The organism is Streptomyces sp. SX-6, assembly GCF_059089585.1.
Map to the genome: position 1 here is coordinate 111,228 of NZ_JBTHHU010000002.1, position 20,339 is coordinate 131,566.

Annotated in this window: 1 protein-coding gene; it reads right to left on the minus strand. The window is 74.6% G+C overall.

Annotated features, from left to right (window positions below; translation table 11 throughout):
• Positions 1 to 50 precede the first annotated feature (50 nt).
• Positions 51 to 20,333: a type I polyketide synthase gene (locus ACV530_RS03040; protein ID WP_494330819.1), complete on the minus strand. Its 20,283-nt coding sequence runs from the start codon at positions 20,331 to 20,333 to the stop codon at positions 51 to 53.
• Between the last annotated feature and the right edge of the window lie 6 nt (positions 20,334 to 20,339).

Below are 20,339 nucleotides of genomic sequence, written 5' to 3' on the forward strand. Positions count from 1 at the left end.
CGGCGAAGCGGCCCGTACCAGGATCGACTGGTACGGGCCGCTTCGTGGTGTCAGGACAGGCCGAGCTCGTTGTCGAGGAGGTCGAAGACCTCGTCGTCGGAGGCGGAGTCGAAGTCGAACTCCTCCTCGCCCTGGGAACCACCGCGCAGGGCGCCCCACTTGGACTTCAGCACCTCCAGGCGGCCCGCTATCTGCTCATGCAGCTCTTCCGGGACGTCGAGTCCGCCGAACGCCTTCTCCAGCCGGTCGAGTTCGCCCAGGAGCGCCTCCGGTCCGGAGGGCGACCCGGGGGCGACCAGGCCGTAGAGGTGGTCGAGGAGCTCCACGGGCGTCGGGTGGTCGAAGAGCAGCGTCGCAGGCAGCCGGACCCCGGTGAGGTCACCGATCCGGTTGCGGAACTCGACGGAGGTCAGCGAGTCGAAGCCGAGGTCCTGGAAAGCCCGGTCCGGGGCGATCCCCGCGGTCCCGTCGTGGCCCAGTACGACCGCGGTCTGTTCCCGGATGGCCTCCAGCACCATCTCGCGTCCCTCCGCCTCGGACAGCCCGGCCAGGCGCTGCGCGAAGCCGGACGCGGCCTCGGCCCCCGTACCGGCCGCCGCCTCGCGACGCGCCACCGTACGGATCAGGCCCCGGAGCAGCGGCCGGGGTTCGCCCTGGGCGCGCAGGGCGGCGAGGTCCAGGCGGACGGGGACCAGTGCGGCCCCGTCGGTGGCGAGGGCGGCGTCGAAGAGGGCGACGCCTTCCCCGGCGGACAGCGGCGGCATCCCGGAGCGGGCGATGCGCCGGTGGTCGGCCTCGGTGAGGGTGCCGGTCATGCCGCTGTCCTGGGACCACGGGCCCCATGCCAGGGACACGGCGGGGAGCCCCAGCGCCCGGCGGTGGTGGGCCAGGGCGTCGAGGAAGGCGTTGCCGGCCGCGTAATTGGCCTGGCCCGAGCTGCCGAAGACGCCCGCCACGGAGGAGAAGACCACGAACGCGTCCAGCTCCCGGTCCCTGGTCGCCTCGTGCAGGTTCCAGGCCGCGTCCACCTTCGGACGCAGCACGGCCGCCAGGCGGTCCCGGTTCAGCGACGCGAGGACGCCGTCGTCGAGGACCCCGGCAGTGTGCACGACCGCGGTGACGGAGTGCCGGGCCACCAGGTCCGCCACGGCGGCCCGGTCGGTCACGTCGCACGCCTCGACCGTCACCTCGGTGCCCTGCTCCGCCAGCTCGGCGACGAGCTCGTCGGCGCCTGCGGCGGCCGGGCCACGGCGGCTGACCAGCAGCAGGCTCCGTACGCCGTGCTCCGCCACCAGGTGACGGGCCATCAGCCGTCCCAGACCGCCCGTACCACCGGTGATCAGGACCGTTCCAGAGGCGTCCCAGGGGACATCCGCGGTGTTCCGCGCCTCCGCCCGGGCGAGCCGGGCCGCGAGGAACCGGCCGTCGCGGAGCAGCAGTTGAGGCTCGTCGGAGGCGAGTGCCCGGGGCAGGGCCGTCACGTCGGCGTCGCCGTCCAGGTCCACCAGGCCGAACCGGCCCGGGCTCTCCGACTGCGCCGACCGCACCAGACCCCACACGGCGGCACCCGCGAGATCGTCACCGGAGACCGCGCCCCGGGTGATGAACACCAGCCGCGCATCCGCGAACCGCTCGTCCGCCGACCACGCCTGCACCAGCTCCAACGCCCGAGCAGTGGCGGCGTGTACGGCCTCCACGGCGTCGGCGGCTCCGGCGGGCACCGGGACGAGGACGGCGTCGGGTGCGCCGGACCCGGCGAGGGCGTCCAGGTCCGCGTGGACCGGGAGCGGGAGCCCCTTCAGGAGGCCCTCGGTGTCCGTGCCGAGCACGGCGAGCGACCCGAGGGGCTCGCCGGCGGGCCGGATTCCGGCCCAGTCGAGCGTGAAGAGGGAGTCCCTGTCACCGGTCCGCAGCTGGTCGGCGGAGATCGGACGTACGACGAGCGCGTCCACGGAGGCGACCGGCGCTCCGGCCCGGTCCACGATCGCGATCGACGCCCCGGCCTCGACGGCACGGATGCGGACACGGACGTGAGAGGCGCCGGAGGCGTGCAGCGACACCCCGCTCCACGAGAACGGGACGGCCCCTTCGCCCTCTCCCCCGGCCGCCATCGACGCGTGCAGCGCGGCGTCGAAGAGAGCCGGATGCAGGCCGTAGCCGGCGCTGTTCGTGCCCTCGGGGAGCAGGACGTCGGCGAACACGTCGCCGCCGAGCCGCCAGGCCGCCCGGAGGCCCCGGAACACCGGACCGTACGCGAATCCGGCGTCCTCGAACCGCTCGTAGCAGTCCGTCACATCGACCTCTTCGGCACCGGCCGGAGGCCACACCGACGTATCGAACGTCAAGGGCTCCGCACTCGTGGTCACCGAGCCACTCGCGTGCAGCGTCCACGGCTCCTCACCCGCGCGCGAGTGCACCGCCACGGAACGGCGGCCCGACTCGTCCGGCTCGCCGACCCACACCTGCACCTGCACGCCGCCGCCGGAGGGCGGCAGCACCAGCGGTGCCGCGAGCGTCAGCTCCTCCAGCACCTCGCAGCCCACTTCGCCGGCCGCGCGCAGCGCGAGCTCCACCAGCGCCGTGCCCGGCACCAGCACCGAGCCGAGGACCACGTGATCGGCCAGCCACGGGTGCGAGGACGTCGACAGCCGGCCGGTGAACAACAGCCCGCCGGATCCCGCCAGTTCGACCGCCGCGCCCAGCAGCGGGTGCTCCGCCGGGCCCAGGCCCGCGAACCGCACATCGCCGGAGCGGGCCACCGTTGCCGCGGGCCAGAAGCGCGTGCGCTGGAAGGCGTACGTCGGCAGGTCGATCCGCCGGGCGCCGGTGCCGGCGAACACGGCGGACCAGTCGACCGGCACGCCCCGGACGTGCAGCCGCGCCAGGGCCGTGAGCAGCGCCTGCTCCTCGGGCCGGTCCTTGCGCAGGACGGGGGTGAGGACGGCTCCGTCGGGCGCGGACTCCGCGGCGAGGGCGGAGAGGGCGCCGTCGGGGCCGAGCTCCAGGAACACGGTCACGCCCTGGGTCCCCAGCGTGCGCACGCCATCGGCGAACCGTACGGCCTCGCGGACGTGGCGGACCCAGTACTCGGCCGAGCCGAGTTGCTCGGCGGTGGCCGGCTCACCAGTGACGTCGGAGACGACCGGGATGGCCGGCACACCGTACGCCACGCGCTCGGCGACCGCGCGGAACTCGTCCAGCATGGGCTCCATCAGCGGCGAGTGGAAGGCGTGCGAGACCCGCAGCCCGCTGGTCCTGCGTCCCTCGGCCTCGAAGCGGGAGCGGATCGCCTCCACGGCGTCCTCGGCTCCGGAGACGACCACCGATGACGGGCCGTTGACGGCCGCGATCGCGACGTCCTCCGTGAGCAGCGGCCGGATGTCATCCTCCGGCGCCCCGATCGCCGCCATCGCGCCGCCCTCGGGCAGCGCCTGCATCAGCCGGCCGCGCGCCGCCACCAGCGCGCAGGCGTCCGGCAGAGAGAGGACACCGGCCACGTGCGCGGCGGCGATCTCTCCGACGGAGTGACCCAGCAGGTGGTCGGGGCGCACGCCCCACGCCTCCATGAGCCTGAACAGCGCCACCTCGATCGCGAACAGCGCCGTCTGGGCGTACGCGGTCCGGTTCAGCAGGTCGGCGTCGTCGCCCCAGACCACCTCCCGCAGGGGGCGGTCCAGGTGCTCGTCCAGCCCCGCGCACACCGCGTCGAAAGCCTCCGCGAACACCGGGTACCGGGCGTACAGTTCCCGGCCCATCCCCAGCCGCTGCGAACCCTGACCCGAGAAGAGGAAGGCACGCTTGCCCGTACGGGTTTCGCCCTCCGCCACGCCGTCCGCCACGCTCCGGCCCTCGGCCAGGGCGGACAGGGAGCGCAGCGCGGCGTCCCGGTCGGCGGCGAGCAGCACCGCGCGGTGGTGGAAGCCGGAGCGGCTCGTCGCCAGCGAGTACGCGGCGTCGACGATCCGGAGCCCGCGGTCGTGGTCGAGACGGTCCAGCAGGCGGGCCGCCTGGGCCCGCAGCGCGGTCGCGGACCTGCCGGAGATCACCAGCGGTACGAGCCGGTCCGCGTCCTGCGTCGCCTCCCCGGCCCGGGCCGGCTCCGGCGCGGGCTGTTCCAGGATCACATGGGCGTTCGTCCCGCTGATGCCGAACGAGGAGACGCCCGCGCGGCGCGGGCCGTCGCCCTCGGGCCAGGCGGTCCGCTCGGTCAGCAGCTCGACGGCGCCCGCGCTCCAGTCGACGTGGCTCGAGGGCTCGTCGACGTGCAGGGTGCGCGGGAGCTCGCCGTGACGCATGGCCATGATCATCTTGATCACGCCGGCGACGCCCGAAGCGGCCTGCGTGTGGCCGAGGTTGGACTTCACCGAGCCCAGCAGCAACGGCCGGTCCTCGGGGCGGTCCTGGCCGTACGTGGCCAACAGCGCCTGCGCCTCGATCGGGTCGCCCAGCGTCGTACCCGTACCGTGCGCCTCCACCGCGTCCACGTCGACCGCCGACAGCCCGGCACTCGCCAGCGCCTGCCGGATCACCCGCTGCTGGGACGGGCCGTTGGGGGCGGTGAGGCCGTTGGAGGCGCCGTCCTGGTTGACGGCGCTGCCGCGTACGGTCGCCAGGATCGGGTGGCCGTTGCGTCGCGCGTCCGAGAGGCGTTCCAGCACGAGGATGCCGGCGCCCTCGGCCCAGCCGACGCCGTCGGCCGCGTCCGAGAACGCCTTGCAGCGACCGTCCTGCGACAGTCCGCCCTGGCGGGAGAACTCCACGAACGTCGCGGGCGTCGCCATCACCGTCACACCGCCGGCCAGCGCCAGCGAGCACTCGCCCGACCGCAGGGACTGCGCCGCCAGGTGCAGGGCGACGAGCGACGACGAGCACGCGGTGTCCACGGTCACGGCGGGGCCCTCGAAGCCGAAGGTGTACGACACCCGGCCCGAGGCGATGCTGCCCGCGCTGCCGCTGCCCTGGTACCCCTCGAACTCGCGCCCGGCGAGGAGCTGGGAGTAGTCGTGGTACATCACGCCCGCGAAGACGCCGGTACGGCTGCCGCGCAGGGCGGCAGGGTCCGTCCCGGCGCGTTCGAGAGCCTCCCACGCAGTCTCCAGCAGCAGCCGCTGCTGGGCGTCGGTGGTCAGGGCCTCCCGGGGGCTCATCCCGAAGAACTCGGGGTCGAACTCCCCCGCGTCGTACAGGAATCCGCCGGAGCGGGTGGCGATGGCGCCCTCGCGGTCGGGGTCGTAGGTGTCGTCGATCTCCCAGCCGCGGTCGGCCGGGAAGGCGGATACGGCGTCCACGCCGTCGGACACCAACCGCCAGAGGTCCTCGGGCGAGGTGACACCGCCGGGGTAGCGGCAGCTCATGCCGACGATGACGACCGGGTCGTCCGCCGGGGACGGCAGGGCGGACACCGGGAGCGGCATGTCCGCTTCCGCGCCTTCCGCGCCGAGGAGTTCGTCGAGGAGGTGACCCGCCAGGGCGTCGGCCGTCGGGTAGTCGAACACGGCCGTCGCCGGCAGCCGGAGGCCGGTGGCCTTGCCCAGCCCGTTGCGGAGTTCGATCGCGGTGAGGGAGTCGAAGCCGAGGTCCTGGAACGCCTTCGCCGGGTCGACCGTCTCCGGGCGGGCGTGGCCCAGGACCGCCGCGATCCGGTCGCGCACCAGGTCCAGCAGGGCCGCGTGCCGCTCGGTCCCGGGCAGGCCGGCCAGGCGCTGCACGAGGCCGGACGCCGTGGCCGAACCGGCCGCCGGCGAGCGCCGGGTGCGCGTCCGGACGAGGCCGCGCAGCAGGGGCATGGGTTCGCCCTGGGCACGCAGCGCGGCCAGGTCCAGGCGGACCGGGAGTACGGCCGGGCCGTCGGTGCCGAGGGCCGCGTCGAAGAGCGCGACGCCCTCCTCCGCGGAGAGCGGGGGCATGCCGGAGCGGGCGATGCGCTGGAGATCGGCGTCCGTGAGCGTGCCGGTCATGCCGCCGTCCCGGGACCAGGGGCCCCACGCCAGCGACGCGGCCGGAAGCCCCGCCGCCCGGCGATGGTGGGCCAGCGCGTCCAGGAAGGCGTTGCCGGCCGCGTAGTTGGCCTGGCCGGCGCCACCGAAGACGCCCGCCACGGAGGAGAAGACCACGAACGCGTCCAACTCCCTTTCCCTGGTCGCCTCGTGCAGGTGCCAGGCCGCGTCCACCTTCGGTCGCAGCACGGCCGCGAGCCGCTCGGACGTCAGCGAACCGATCACCCCGTCGTCGAGGACGCCCGCGGTGTGTATCACCGCGGTGACAGGGTGACGGGCCATGAGATCGGTCACGGCCGCACGGTCGGTCACGTCGCAGGCTTCGACGACGGCGTCCGCCCCGTACCTCGCGAGCTCGGCCACGAGCTCCTCGGCGCCCTCGGCGGCCGGGCCGCGACGGCTCACCAGTACGAGACCGCGCACCCCGTGCTCGGCCACCAAGTGCCGTGCCACAACGCGGCCCAGACCACCCGTACCACCCGTGATCAGAACCGTTCCGGAGGTGTCCCAGGCGGCATCCGCAGTGTTCCGCGCCTGCGCCCGGCGCAGGCGAGCGGCGAAGGCCCGGCCGTCACGGATCAGCAGCTGAGGCTCGTCCGTGGCGAGTGCCTGCGGCAGTACGGCCGCGTCGCCGTCCAGGTCCACCAGGCCGAACCGGCCCGGGCTCTCCGACTGCGCCGACCGCACCAGACCCCACACGGCAGCCCCGGCGAGATCCGCACCGGCCACCGCACCCCGGGTCACGAACACCAGCCGCGCATCCGCGAACCGCTCGTCCGCCAGCCACGCCTGCACCAGCTCCAACGCCCAAGCAGTGGCAGCGTGTACGGCCTCCACCGTGCCGGTGTTCCCGGCGACGGGCGTCACCAGGACCACCTCGGGGACGCCGGCCTCGGCCAGGGACTCCAGATCGGCCAGGCTGCGGAAGGGGACCCCGAGCTCGACGCTCCCGCCCGTAAGGGCGACAGGCACCCAGTCGAGCGTGAAGAGGGAGTCCCGCCCGTCGGCCCTCAACCGGTCGGCGGACACCGGCCGCAGGACCAGCGAATCCACCGAGGCCACCGGCGCGCCGGACGGATCGGCCAGCGCTATCGCCATCCCGCCTTCGACGCGGCGGATGCGCACACGGACGTCCGAGGCGCCTGCGGCATGCAGGGACACTCCGGTCCAGGAGAACGGGACGCCGCCCGCGTCGTCTCCCCCGCCGAACGCCGACGCGTGGAGCGCGGCGTCGAAGAGCGCCGGGTGCAGGCCGTAGGCGGCGGCCTCCGTCCCCTCGGGCAGCCGGACCTCGGCGTACACGTCCTCACCCAGGGTCCAGACCGCCCGAAGGCCCTGGAAGACCGGGCCGTACGCGAACCCGGCGGCCACGAACCGCTCGTAGCAGTCCGTCACATCGACCTCTTCGGCACCGGCCGGAGGCCATACCGACGTGTCGAAGGCCAGAGGCTTCGCGCCCGTGGTCACGGCACCGCTCGCGTGCAGCGTCCACGGCTCCTCGTCGGCGCGCGAGTGCACCGCGACCGGCCGGCGACCGGAGTCGTCCGGCTCGCCGACCCACACCTGCACCCGTACACCGGCACCCGAGGCGGGCAGCACCAGCGGCGCGGCCAGCGTCAGCTCTTCGAGCAGGTCGCAGCCGGCCTCGTCGGCCGCCCGCAGCACCAGCTCCACCAGTGCCGTACCCGGCACCAGCACCGAGCCCAGCACGACGTGATCCGCCAGCCACGGGTGCGACGAGGTCGACAGCCGTCCCGTGAACAACTGACCGCCGGAGCCCGCCAGTTCCACCGCGGCGCCCAGCAGGGGGTGTTCCGCCGAGCCCAGGCCCGCGAACCGTACGTCGCCCGCGCGCACCGCCCCGCCGGACGGCCAGAACCGTTCGTGCTGGAACGCGTACGTCGGCAGGTCCACCTGCCGGGCCCCGGTGCCCGCGAACAACGCCGCCCAGTCCACCCGCGCGCCGTGCACATGCATCCGGGCCAGGGCTTCGAGAGCCGTCGCGTCCTCGGGCCGGTCCTTGCGCAGCACGGGCGTGACCACGGCGTCCTCCGGGAGGGACTCCCGGGCCATGGCCGACAGGACACCGTCCGGGCCGAGTTCCAGGAACCGCGTCACACCCTCCGTCTCCAGGGCACGCACGCCGTCCGCGAAGCGCACCGCTTCCCGCACGTGGCGCACCCAGTAGTCGGCGGAGGCGAGCTGCCCGGGCTCCGCGAGGCGGCCCGTCAGGTTGGACACGACCGGCACGTCCGGCACGCCGGGCGACAGGCGCGCGACCACCTCGCGGAAGCCGTCCAGCATGGGCTCCATCAGCGGCGAGTGGAAGGCGTGCGAGACCCGCAGCCTGCTGGTCTTGCGTCCCTCCCCCGCGAAGTGGGCCGCGACGGCGAGCACCGCGTCCTCGGTACCGGAGACCACGACCGACGACGGGCCGTTGACTGCCGCGATCGCGACGTCCTCGGTCAGGTGCGGCAGTACCTCGTCCTCCGTCACCCGGACCGCGACCATCGCGCCGCCGGCCGGGAGTTCCTGCATCAGGCGGCCGCGCGCCGCCACCAGGGCGCACGCGTCCGCCAGCGAGAACACGCCCGCCACATGTGCGGCGGCGATCTCGCCGATCGAGTGCCCGGCGACGAAGTCCGGGCGTACGCCCCAGGACTCCACCAGCCGGTACAGCGCCACCTCGACGGCGAACAGCGCCGCCTGGGCGTAAGCGGTCCGGTTCAGCAGGTCGGCGTCGTCGCCCCAGACCACCTCCCGCAGGGGGCGGTCCAGGTGCTCGTCCAGCCCCGCGCACACCGCGTCGAAGGAATCCGCGAACACCGGGAAGCAACCGTGCAACTCACGGCCCATGCCGAGCCGTTGCGAACCCTGACCCGAGAACAGGAACGCCGACTTGCCGGAGCGGACCGACCCTTCGACCGCGCCCGGGCCGGGTTCGCCGACCACGAGTCCCGACAGGGCCAGCGTCAGGGCGTCCCGGTCGGCGCCCAGCGCCACCGCACGGTGGTGGAAGCCCGAGCGGCCCGTCGCCAGCGAGTACGCGACGTCCGTCGGACGCAGTCCGCGCTCGCCGTCGAGGTGGGACAACAGGCGGGCCGCCTGGGCTCGCAGAGCCGCCTCGCTCTTGCCGGACAGCAGGAGGGGTACGGGTCCGCTCAGGTCGGCTGCCGGGGGTTCGGCGGCGACCGGCTCCGGCTGTTCCAGGATCACGTGCGCGTTCGTGCCGCTGACTCCGAAGGAGGAGACGGCCGCGCGGCGGCGCTCGGACACCGGCCACTCGGCCGGTTCGGTGAGGAGTTCCACGGCGCCGGCCGACCAGTCCACGTGCGACGACGGAGCGTCGATGTGCAGAGTCCTCGGCAGGATTCCATGGCGCATCGCCATGATCATCTTGATTACGCCGGCGACGCCCGAAGCGGCCTGTGCGTGGCCGATGTTGGACTTCACCGAGCCCAGCAGCAGCGGCCGGTCCTCGGGGCGGTCCTGACCGTACGTGGCCAACAGCGCCTGCGCCTCGATCGGGTCACCCAGCGTCGTACCCGTACCATGCGCCTCCACCGCGTCCACATCGGCCGCCGACAGCCCGGCACTCGCCAGCGCCTGCCGGATCACCCGCTGCTGCGACGGACCGTTCGGCGCCGTCAGACCGTTCGAGGCGCCGTCCTGGTTCACCGCCGAACCCCGCACCACCGCGAGCACGCGATGGCCGTTGCGGCGCGCGTCCGACAGGCGTTCCAGCACCAGCATCCCCACGCCCTCGCCCCAGCCGACGCCGTCGGCCGCGTCCGAGAACGCCTTGCACCGGCCGTCCGCCGACAGCCCGCGCTGCCGCGAGAACTCCACGAAGGTCGTCGGCGTCGACATCACCGTGACACCGCCCGCCAGCGCCAGGGTGCACTCGCCGGAGCGCAGCGCCTGGGCCGCCCAGTGCAGTGCCACCAGCGACGACGAGCAGGCCGTGTCGACCGTGACCGCCGGACCCTCGAAGCCGAAGGTGTACGACACCCGGCCCGAGGCGATGCTGCCCGCGCTGCCGTTGCCGCGATACCCCTCGAACTGGTCGCCGACCAGGATCTCGCTGTAGTCGGTGTACATGACGCCGGCGAAGACACCCGTCCGGCTGCCCCGCAGCGCGGCCGGGTCGATGCCCGCCCGCTCCAGCGCCTCCCACGTCGTCTCCAGCAGCAACCGCTGCTGCGAGTCCGTCGCCAGCGCCTCCCGGGGGCTCATGCCGAAGAACTCGGGGTCGAACTCCCCGGCCTCGTGGAGGAATCCGCCGGAGCGGGTGTACGAGGTGCCGACGGCGTCCGGGTCGGGGTTGTAGAGCGACTCGACGTCCCAGCCCCGGTCCGTCGGGAAGCCGGATACGGCGTCCACGCCGTCGGACACCAGCCGCCAGAGGTCCTCGGGCGAGGTGACACCGCCGGGGTAGCGGCAGCTCATACCGACGATCACCACGGGGTCGTCGGCAGTGGCCGGTGCCCGTACCGGCGACGGCGCGTCCACCTCCGGCTGTCCGCCGAACAGTTCGTCCAGCAGGAACGCCACCAGCGCGTCCGCCGTCGGGTAGTCGAAGACGGCGGTGGCCGAAAGCCGCAGCCCTGTCGCGTTGTTGATCCGGTTGCGCAGCTCGACCGCCGTCAGGGAGTCGAAGCCGAGTTCCTGGAAGGCCCGGGTGGGGTCGACGGTCTGCGGGCCCGCGTGGCCGAGGACCACGGCGACCTGGGCGCGCACCACGTCCAGGAGCACTTCGCGCCGTTCGACGGCGCCCAGCGGGGACAGGCGTCCCACGAGGCCGGCCGCCGCGGCCGAGCCGACGACCGCCGAACGACGGGCGCGGGTCCGGACCAGTCCGCGCAGCAGCGGGGGAAGGTCCTCCTGCCGGCGCAGCACAGCGAGGTCGAATCGCACGGGGACCACGTGCGCGGCGTCGGCGGCCAGTGCGGCGTCGAAGAGTGCCACGCCCTCGGCGGGGGTGAGTTCGGGCATGCCCGAACGGGCCATGCGCTGCAGGTCGGCGTCCGACAGGGTGCCGGTCATGCCGCCGTCCTGGGACCAGGGGCCCCACGCCAGTGACACCGCCGGGAGCCCTTGGGCCCGGCGGTGGTGGGCCAGGGCGTCCAGGAAGGCGTTGCCGGCCGCGTAGTTGGCCTGGCCCGGGCCGCCGATGACGCCGGCCACGGAGGAGAAGACGACGAAGGCGTCCAGCTCCAGGTCCTTGGTGGCCTCGTGCAGGTTCCAGACCGCGTCCACCTTCGGACGCAGCACGGTGGCCAGCCGCTCCGGGGTCAGCGAGCCCACCACACCGTCGTCGAGGACGCCCGCGGTGTGCACGACGGCGGTGGGGGAATGCCGGGCCACGAGGTCCGCCACGGCGGCCCGGTCGGTGACGTCGCACGCTTCGACCGTCACCTCGACGTTCTGGTCCGTCAGTTCGGCGACGAGCTCGTCGGCGCCTGCGGCGGCCGGGCCGCGGCGGCTGACCAGCAGCAGGCTCCGTACGCCGTGCTCCGCGACCAGATGGCGCGACATCACACGGCCGAGGCCGCCCGTACCACCGGTGATCAGAACTGTGCCGCTCGTGTACCGGGCGGGCGTGTCCGACACCTGTGCCCGGGCCCGGGCGAGCCGGGCGGCCAGTACCTCGGCGCCCCGCACCAGCAGTTGGGGTTCGTCCGAGGCCAGGGCTCGCGGCAGGACGGCCGTGTCGGCCTCCGCGTCCAGGTCCACCAGGCCGAAGCGGCCCGGGTTCTCCGACTGGGCGGAGCGGACCAGGCCCCAGACGGCGGCCCCGGCGAGATCCGCACCGGCCACCGCACCCCGGGTCACGAACACCAGCCGCGCATCCGCGAACCGCTCGTCCGTCAGCCACGCCTGCACCAGCCCCAGCGCCCGGGCCGCCGTGTCGTGGACGGACTCCACCACGGCACCGGAACCGGGCAGCACCGGAGCCAGCACCGCTTCCGGCACCCGGCCGGAGCCGGCCAGGGACACCAGGTCCGCGTGGCTCTCGAACGCCGAGCCCGCGAGGGAGCCGATCGTGGCCACGGTCGCCGCGCTCCCGGCCGGGGGCAGGCGTACGGGATTCCAGTCCACCTGGAACAGCGCGTCGCGCCCGGCAGGGCCCGCGCCGCCGTCCAGCTGACCGGCGGAGACGGCCCGTACGGTCAGGGCCTCGACCGAGGCGACCGGCCCGCCCTCGCCGTCCGCGACATCGACGGACACCGTGTCGGCACCGTGCCGGACGACCCGGACCCGTACGGCCGAGGCTCCGGAGGCGTGGAGCGAGACGCCCTCCCAGGAGAACGGCACGACACCCTGCTCCACCCCGTTGAGGGCGCAGACGTGCAGGGCCGCGTCGAGCAGCGCCGGGTGCAGGCCGTACGCGGGGGCGTCCGCCTCGGCGATCTCGGGCAGGGCGACCTCGGCGAACATCTCGTCGCCCCGGCGCCACGCCGCGCGCAGGCCCCGGAAATGCGTTCCGTAGTCGAATGCGCGGTCGGCGAAGTCCTGGTAGAGGCCGGTCACATCGACGGCCTCGGCGTCGGCGGGCGGCCAGGATCCGGTGCGGAAGTCGTGGCCGGGCTCCGGGGTCCGGTCGCCCGTCACGAGGACGCCGGTGGCGTGCCGGACCCACGGGCGGTCGCCTTCGCCCTCCGGCCGGGAGCGGGCGGTCAGGGTGCGCCTGCCGGACTCGTCGGCGGGGCCGACGCGCAGTTGCACCTGGACGCCGCCGTGCTCGGGCAGGACCAGCGGGGCGGCCAGGGTCAGTTCGTCGATCCGGTCGCAGCCCGCCTCGTCGGCGGCGCGGACGGCGAGTTCGACGAACGCCGTGCCCGGCAGCAGGACCGAACCCAGGATCCTGTGGTCGGCCAGCCAGGGATGGGACTGGAGCGACAGGCGGGTCGTGAACAACAGGCCGTCGCCGTCGGACAGTTCCACGGCGGTGCTGAGCAGCGGGTGCCCTGCCGCTTCGAGGCCGGCGGCACCGATGTCCCCGGCGCCCGTGCGGCCGGGTGTGGGCCAGAACCTCTCGTGCTGGAAGGCGTACGTCGGAAGGTCGTCGGCGACGCGCGCGTCCGTGCCGGTGAAGAACGCGGACCAGTCGACATCGGCGCCCTGGACGTGCAGCCGGCCGAGGGCGGCGAGGAGGGCCGCGTCCTCCGGGCGGTCCTTGCGCAGGGCGGGGACGGGCGTCGTCCCGTCCGGCAGCGACTCGCCCGCCATGGCCGACAGCGTGCCGTCGGGCCCCAGTTCCAGGAAGCGGGTCACGCCCTCGGCGTGCAGGGCACGTATCCCGTCGGCGAACCGTACGGCCTCGCGGACGTGGGTCACCCAGTACTCGGGGCTGCGCAGTTCCTCCGCCGTGGCCGGGGCACCGGTCACGTTCGAGACGACCGTGAGCTCCGGCGTGCCGTAGGCGAGGCCCTCGGTGACGGCGCGGAAGTCGTCCAGCATCGGGTCCATCAGCGGCGAGTGGAAGGCGTGCGAGACCCGGAGTCGGCTGGTCTTCCGGCCTTCGCCTTCGAAGTGGGACCGGATCGCCTCGACGGCCGCCTCGGTGCCGGAAATGACGGTGGAGGACGGGCCGTTGACGGCCGCCACGGCGACGTCGTCGGTCAGGCGGGGGCGGATCTCGTCCTCGGTGGCCCGGATGGCGGCCATCGCGCCGCCGGCCGGCAGGGCCTGCATCAGCCGGCCGCGCGCCGCCACCAGTGCGCAGGCGTCGGGCAGCGAGAAGACACCCGCGACATGCGCGGCGGCGATCTCCCCGACCGAGTGGCCGGCCACGAAGTCCGGGCGTACGCCCCAGGACTCCACCAGCCGGTACAGCGCCACCTCGACGGCGAACAGCGCCGCCTGGGCGTAAGCGGTCCGGTTCAGCAGGTCGGCGTCGTCGCCCCAGACCACCTCCCGCAGGGGACGGTCCAGGTGCTCGTCCAGCCCCGCGCACACCGCGTCGAAAGCCTCCGCGAACACCGGGAAGCAACCGTGCAACTCACGGCCCATCCCCAGCCGTTGCGAACCCTGACCCGAGAAGAGCACGGCGTCCTTGCCCGTGCGGGCCGCGCCCGTGGCCAGGGCGGCGTCCGCGTCACCGCCGGCCAGGGCGGTCAGGGCGCGCACCGCCGCGTCGTGGCCGTCGGCCTGGACGGCGGCGCGGTGGGGGAAGTGCGTGCGGGTCGTCGCCAGGGTGCGGGCGACGTCCGCCGGCCGTGGTGCGGGCTCGCGGTCGAGGTGGGAGAGCAGGCGTTCCGCCTGGGCGCGCAGGGCCGCCTCGTTCCTGCCGGACAGCAGCAGCGGCACCGGGCCGGCTGCCGCCGCTTCGGGGGTGGTGTCCGGTGCTTCGGGCTCGGCCTGCTCCAGGATCACGTGCGCGTTGGTGCCGCTGATCCCGAACGCGGAGACGGCCGCCCTCCTGGGGAGGCCCGTGCCGGGCCATTCCGTGCGCTCGGCGAGCAGCTCGACCGTGCCCTCGGACCAGTCGACGTGCGGGGTGGGCTCGTCCACGTGCAGGGTCTTCGGCAGGACGCCGTGCCGCATCGCGAGCACCATCTTCATCACCCCGGCCGCGCCGGCGGCGGCCTGGGTGTGCCCGAGGTTGGACTTCACAGACCCCAGGAACAACGGCCGGCCCTGCGGCCGGTCCTGTCCGTAGGTGGCGAGGAGCGCCTGGGCCTCGATGGGGTCGCCGAGCGTCGTGCCCGTGCCGTGGGCCTCCACGGCATCGACGTCGGACGCGGCCAGACCGGCGTTGGCCAGGGCCTGGCGGATGACGCGCTGCTGGGACGGGCCGCTGGGGGCGGACAGGCCGTTGGAGGCGCCGTCCTGGTTGACGGCCGTGCCGCGGACGACCGCGAGGACGCGGTGCCCGTTGCGGCGGGCGTCGGAGAGCCGTTCCACGAGCAGCAGTCCGGCGCCCTCGCCCCAGCCCGTGCCGTCGGCGGCCGCCGCGAACGGCTTGCAGCGGCCGTCGGGGGCCAGCCCGCGCTGCCGGGCGAACTCCACGAAGGCCGACGGCGTCGACATCACCGTCACGCCGCCCGCGAGGGCCAGCGAGCACTCGCCCGACCGCAGGGACTGGACCGCCATGTGCAGTGCCACCAGCGACGACGAGCAGGCCGTGTCGACCGTGACCGCCGGACCCTCGAAGCCGAAGGTGTACGCGACGCGGCCGGAGACGACGCTCATGGCGTTGCCGGTGAGCGCGTGTCCGGCGACCTCGTCCCGTGCCGTGTCCAGGACCGCGCGGTAGTCCTGGGCGTTGGTGCCGGCGAAGACGCCGGTGCTGCTGCCGCGCAGGGACTCCGGGTCGATGCCTGCCTGTTCGAGGGCCTCCCAGGTGGTCTCCAGGAGCAGGCGCTGCTGCGGGTCCATGGCGAGGGCCTCGCGCGGGGAGATCCCGAAGAAGTCCGCGTCGAAGCCCGCCGGGTCGTCGAGGAAGCCGCCCCCGCGGGCGTAACTCGTGCCCTGGTGGTCGGGGTCGGGGTGGTAGAGCCGTTCGATGTCCCAGCCCCGGTCGGCCGGGTAGGGGGCGATGGCGTCCTCGCCCTGGGAAAGCAGCCGCCAGAGAGCCTCCGGGGTGCTCACGCCGCCGGGGAAGCGGCAGGCCATGCCGACGATCGCCACGGGTTCGTCGGGAGCCGCGGCCGAGGGTGCCACGGCCGCCACGGGCCCGGCGGTGTCCAGGAGCCGGTCACGCAGGTAGGCGGCGATCGCGGTGCAGGTGGGGTGGTCGTACAACAGGGTGGCGGGCAGCCCGAGTCCCGCCGCGGCGGAGACGCGATTGCGCAGTTCGACCGCCATCAGCGAGTCGAAGCCCATCTCGCGGAAGGCCCGCCGGGGGTCGACCGTGTCCGGGGAGGGGTGTCCGAGGACCTTCGCGGCCTCGTCCCGGACCATGTCGGCGAGGGCCTGTTCCTGTTCGGCGGCCGGGAGCGCGCCGATGCGGTCGCGCAGCGGGGAACGGCCTTCGCGTGTACGGCCGTTGGGACCGAGGGCCTGGCGCACCTCGGGGAGGTCGGCGACGAGGGGGCTGGGGCGGACGGCGGTGAGGGCGGGGGTGTACACCGGCCAGTCCACGTCGGCCACGGTCACGTTGGCCGCGCCCTGGGCGAGGGCTTGGCGGAGGGCGGCGAGAGCGGGGTCCGGGGCCATGGGGCGCAGTCCGTCGCGGTTCAGCCGGTCGGAGACGTCGCCGTCCGTGGCCATGCCGGAGTCGGCCCAGGGGCCCCAGGCGACCGAGGTGGCGGGCAGGCCCTCGCGGCGCCGCTGTTCGGCGAGGGCGTCGAGGAAGGCGTTGGCGGCGGCGTAGTTGGCCTGGCCGGCGTTGCCCAGGACACCGGCGACCGAGGAGAACAGCACGAACATCTCCAGGTCCAGGTCCCGGGTGAGTTCGTGGAGGTGGCGGGCGGCGGTGGCCTTGGGGCGCAGGACGGTCTCGAAGCGTTCGGGGGTGAGGGCCTCCAGCACGCCGTCGTCGAGCACGCCGGCGGCGTGGACGACACCGGTCAGGGGCAGGTCCTCGGGGATGTCCGCGAGGACGGCGGCGAGGGCGTCGCGGTCGGCGGCGTCGCAGGCGGCGACGGTGACCCGGGTGCCCCGGCCGGCGAGTTCGGCCGCGAGCTCCGGCGCGCCGGGGGCGTCGAGGCCCCTGCGGCCGGTGAGCACCAGGTGTTCCGCCCCGGCGTCCGCCAGCCAGTGCGCGACCCGGGCGCCGAGCGCACCGGTGCCGCCGGTGACCAGGACCGTGCCGTGTGCGGTCCATCGGGCGCCGGTGTCGCCGCCGGGCGCGATGCGTGCCAGGCGGCGGGCGAAGGCGCCGGCGGGCCGGATCGCGACCTGGTCCTCGGTCCCGGCGAGGGTGCCGAGGAGCGCGGCGACGGTGCGCGTGTCCACGGTCCCGGGGAGGTCGACGACGCCGCCCCAGCTCTGCGGGGACTCCAGGGCGACCACGCGCCCGAGGCCCCACACCTGTGCCTGTACGGGGGCGGTGAGCGGCTCCTGGTGGTCGACCGCGACGGCGCCGCGGGTCACGCTCCACAGCGGCGCCCGGCCGCCGGAGGTCTCCAGGGCCCGCAGCAGGGCGGTGGTGGCGGCCACGCCCCGCGGTACGGAGGGGAGGCGGGGGTGGGGGCGTTCGTCGAGGGCGAGGAGGGAGAGCACGCCGTCGACGGGGCCGTCCGGCAGTTCGACGGTGTCGGCGCCGGTGCCGGTTTCGGGGAGGACGAGCGTTTCGGCGCGCAGGCCCTGCTCGCGCAGGGTGTCGAGGAGTTGGCCGGCCCAGGGGTCGTCGGTGGCGTCTCCGGGGAGGACGACGAGCCAGTTCCCGGTGGCCGTGGGGCCGTTGGCGGTGGCGAGGGGCGTCCAGTGCGTACGGTAGCTCCAGTTGTCCGCCGTCGCCTGGGTCCTGCGCTGCCTGCGCCAGGACGAGAGGGTGGGGAGGAGACTGCCGAGCCGGCCGGCCTCGTTCCCGTCGAGGGCCAGGACGGCCGACAGGCCCTCCAGGTCCTCGCGTTCGACGGCCTCCCAGAATCCGGCTTCGCCCGCTTCGGCGGCCGGGTTCCCGCCGGCCGTGGCGGCCGCGTCGAGCCAGTACCACTGGCGTTGGAAGGCGTAGGTCGGCAGCTCGACGGGGATGGTTCCGGGCGTGCCGAGGACGGCGGGCCAGTCGACGCGGGCGCCGTGCGCGGAGGCGGTGGCGACGGCCTCGGCGAGGGCCTGGTTCTCGGGGCGGCCGGTGCGCAGGAGCGGGACGGCGGTGAGCTGTTCGACAGTGGTCAGGGAGTCCCGCACCATCGGGGTGAGCACGCCGCCGGGACCGATCTCGACGAAGGCGGTGACGCCCTCGGCCGCGAGGGTCCGTACGGCGGTGTGGAAGCGTACGGCTTCGCGGACCTGCCGGACCCAGTACCCGGGCGACCGCAGCTGATCGGCGGTGGCGGGCTCGCCGGTGACCGTGGACACGACGGGGATGCGGGGGGCGTGGTACGTGAGGCTCTCGGCGACGGCCCGGAAGTCGTCGAGCATGCCGTCCATGCGCGGGGAGTGGAAGGCGTGGCTCACCCGGAGCCGCTTGGTGCGGCGGCCCTTCGCCTCCCAGTGGGCGGCGATGCGGGCGACGGCCTCCTCGTCGCCGGAAATCACTGTGGAGTCGGGCCCGTTGACCGCCGCGAGGGCGGCGCGGTCCTCGTGGCCGGCGACGGAGGCGAGGATCTCCTCCTCGGTGGCCTGGACCGCGACCATGGCGCCGCCCTCGGGCAGCGCCTGCATGAGGGTGCCGCGCGCGGCGACCAGCCGGGCGGCGTCCGTCAGGGAGAGGACGCCCGCCGCATGGGCGGCGGCGAGCTCGCCGATGGAGTGGCCGGCGACGAACTGCGGTGCCATGCCCCAGGATTCGACGAGCCGGAACAGGGCGGTCTCCAGGGCGAAGAGCGCGGCCTGGGTGTACGCGGTCCGGTCGAGGAGGGCGGCGTCGGCCGTGCCCTCCTCGGCGAGGACGATGTCGCGGACCGGCCGGTCCAGGTACGGGTCGAGCTCGGCGCAGACCGCATCGAACGCCTTGGCGAACTCGGGGTGGGAATCGTACAGTTCGCGCCCCATGCCGGGGCGCTGGGAGCCCTGGCCGGAGAAGAGGAAGGCGAGGGGCGCCTTGGCCGCGACGCCGGTCACCAGTCCGGCGGCCGTGCGGCCCTCGGCGAGGGCGTCCAGGCCGGCGAGGAACGCGTCCCGGTCGGTGGCGACCACGGCGGCGCGGTGCTCCATGAGGGACCGGGTGGTCGCCAGGGAGTGGGCGACGCCGGCCGGTTCGAGACGGGTCAGGGTACGGACGTGCCGGGCGAGCCGCGCGGCCTGGGCCCGCAGGGCCTCGTCGGTGCGCGCGGACAGGACCCAGGGCAGCGCGCCGCGCCGGGCGGCCGGGGCGGGCGCCGGATCGGTGTCGCGCGAAGGCGCCTCCTCCAGGACGGCGTGGGCGTTGGTGCCGCTGATGCCGAAGGCGGAGACGGCCGCGCGGCGCGGCCGGCCGGCCTCGGGCCAGGGCTCGAGCCCGGTGAGGATCCGGGCGTGGCCCTCGTCCCAGTCGGCGTGGGGGGTGGGCTCGTCCAGGTGCAGGGTCCCGGGCAGTTGCCCGTGCCGCATCGCCATGACCATCTTCATGACGCCGGCGATACCGGCGGCGGACTGGGTGTGCCCGATGTTGGATTTGAGGGAGCCGATCAGTACGGGCCGGTCCGCCGGGCGCTGCTGCCCGTAGGTGTCGAGGAGGGCCTGGGCCTCGATGGGGTCGCCGAGGGTGGTGCCGGTTCCGTGGGCCTCCACGGCGTCGATGTCGGCGGCGGTGAGTCCGGAGGCGGCCAGCGCCTGGCGGATGACGCGCTGCTGGGACGGGCCGTTGGGGGCGGTGAGCCCGTTGGAGGCGCCGTCCTGGTTGACGGCCGAGCCGCGGAGGACCGCCAGGACCGGGTGGCCGTTGCGCTGCGCGTCGGAGAGCCGCTCGGCCACCAGCATGCCGACGCCCTCGCTCCAGCCGGTGCCGTCGGCGGCCGCCGCGAAGGGCTTGCAGCGGCCGTCGGGGGCGAGCCCGCGCTGGCGGGAGAAGTCCACGAACAACTGCGGGGTGGACATCACGGTCGCACCACCCACGAGGGCGAGGGAGCATTCGCCCCGCCGCAGGGAGTGTGCCGCCAGGTGCAGTGCCACCAGTGACGAGGAGCAGGCCGTGTCCACCGTCAGTGCGGGGCCCTCGAGGCCGAGGGCGTAGGAGATCCGGCCCGAGGCGATGCTGATGAGGTTGCCGGTGAGCAGGTGCCCGCCGACCTCGTCCGAGCGCCGGACGCCCTCGGCGTCGTACCCTCCGTGGCCGGTGCCGACGAACACGCCGGTGGCGCTGCCGGCGAGGGACGCCGGGTCGATGCCGGACCGTTCGACGGCCTCCCACGCGGTCTCCAGGAGCAGCCGCTGCTGCGGGTCCATGGCGAGGGCCTCGCGCGGGGAGATCCCGAAGAAGCCGGGGTCGAACTCGCCGGCGTCGTGGAGGAATCCGCCCTCCCGGGCGTAGGAGGTGCCCTGGTGGCCGGGGTCGGGGTGGAAGAGCCCGTCGAGGTTCCAGCCACGGTTGCCGGGGAAGGAGGAGATCGCGTCGACGCCGTCCCGGACCAGTTCCCACAGCTCCTCGGGCGAGCGGACGCCACCGGGGAAGCGGCAGGCCATGGAGACGATCGCGATCGGCTCGCGCTGCTTCTGCTCCGTCTCGCCCAACTGCTGGCGAGTCTCGTGGAGATCCGCGATCGCGCGCTTGAGATACTCGCGCAGCTTCTCCTCGTTCGACATCAGGAC

Coding starts and splice junctions, on each gene's coding strand:
- ACV530_RS03040 (WP_494330819.1), bottom strand. CDS start 20,333: ATGTCGAACGAGGAGAAGCTGCGCGAGTATCTCAAGCGCGCGATCGCG.